This window comes from Roseovarius marisflavi (assembly GCF_900142625.1).
Taxonomy (GTDB): Bacteria; Pseudomonadota; Alphaproteobacteria; order Rhodobacterales; family Rhodobacteraceae; genus Roseovarius; species Roseovarius marisflavi.
On record NZ_FRBN01000073.1, the window covers coordinates 1 to 1,562 of the forward strand.

General features: G+C 54.0%; 2 protein-coding genes. One reads left to right on the top strand and one right to left on the bottom strand.

All coding sequences use genetic code 11. The annotated features are described in order from the left end of the window. Positions 1 to 581 (top strand): IS30 family transposase (locus tag BUB78_RS19955; protein WP_139279420.1); only part of this gene is annotated, 581 nt, incomplete at its 5' end. 269 nt (positions 582 to 850) lie between these two features. Here BUB78_RS19955 and BUB78_RS19960 read toward each other — a convergent pair. Then, complete coding sequence (locus BUB78_RS19960) at positions 851 to 1,267, bottom strand: c-type cytochrome (protein WP_073201176.1); 417 nt, start codon at positions 1,265 to 1,267, stop codon at positions 851 to 853. Positions 1,268 to 1,562 lie beyond the last annotated feature (295 nt).

Here is a 1,562-nt window from a genome sequence, read left to right on the forward strand (position 1 = left end):
GCAGTCCGCGTGCCATCAGGCGGTCCAGACATGCGACCCAAAAGGGGCTTAAGCTGCGCAAGATCAAGGATGCAATTCCGATCAGTGAACGCCCACCCGAGGTTGAGGACCGTGCCGTTCCAGGCCATTGGGAAGGTGATCTGATCGTGGGGTCAAACAACAGCTATATTGCCACGCTGGTCGAACGTCATTCCCGCTTCGTGATGTTGGCGAAGGTCGAGAACAAAGACACCCAAAGCGTCATCACCGCTCTGATCAAGCAAGCACGAAAGCTGCCCAGGGAGCTCTACAAATCGCTGACTTGGGATCGCGGATCAGAGATGGCAGGGCATCGCAAGTTCACCATGGCCACCAAAATCGACGTCTGTTTTTGTGATCCTCAGTCTCCGTGGCAGCGCGGCAGTAACGAAAACACCAACCGACTTCTCAGGCAATACTTCCCCAAAGGCATTGATATATCAGGCTTTAATCAGGCCGAACTCAGCGCAACCGCGCGCCAACTCAACGAGCGGCCCAGAAAGACCGTGCAATACCATACACCAGCCGAGAAATTTGAAGCCTGTGTTGCAGCGACCCGTTGAAACCGCAGGGACGGGGCAGACGTTCGCAAGAAACCTTCAAAGAATTACCCGCTGTATTCTTGGCAGCCGAACCACACGGTGCATTACGGCATGTGTAGTGAACCTGACAGACCCTCTGGCCAAGCACTTCAGAGGCCTGCAGCGCCTTCCTGTGTGGTTTGCCTGACGCGTGCATCCAGGGGCTTCTCTGAGGCGTTGAGTGACGTCCTTGGGGTTCGGCGCATCACGCAGGTGCCGGGCAGTTTCCCACTTGCACTGATCTCTCGGGGCTATTCTTGAATTGTCTCCAAGTAATACGCCAACGATAACGCCCGGCCAGCCGCGATATTAATCGCATCATTCTTGCTCACACCACGATCCTCTAACGCATCGGCCATGAATTCATCGCCCCAAACAGGCATTGCTGAGGTGCCGTGACCTGGCGCTTCCATACCTAATACTATGACACGATAGACATCAGAAAACGGAAACCTCCCATCAGCACGTTTCGAAAGTTGCGTTAAATCCTTTGGCTTTACCTGAAACAGTTCTGCGACCGAACCGTCACCTTTACCGCCCTCCCCATGGCACACCGCGCAGGTTTTGGCATAGGTCGATTTCCCTAATATGATAGCGGAATCCTGCGCTTGAGCCGCACATGCGGAAAGCATTATTACTGCAGTTGCTAAAGTGGTCTGAAATCGCATCGTCTTCCTCCTTGTATATAGTCTGCAGAAAGTTCTGGTTTCTGCAATTTGTGGGCCGACGGCGGCGAACCCTCGACCGATGTTTTATCAGCCTAGATTGAATCTGGTTTGAGAGCGTTGATGTGCATCAATTGCCAATGGGCTTCCGGCCATCTACGTCGATGCATTTGCTGCGACTGCGCACAGGGCAGCCGGGACATGTCTGCTTCGGGCGGCGGTTTCAACGGGTCGATGCAACACATGCATTGAAACGCTCGGCGGGTGTTTCGTAGTTGAGCGTTTTTCGGGGTCGTTC

Excerpts from the sequence above, each read along its gene's own strand:
- BUB78_RS19960 (WP_073201176.1), bottom strand. The coding sequence starts at position 1,267 with ATGCGATTTCAGACCACTTTAGCAACTGCAGTAATAATGCTTTCCGCA.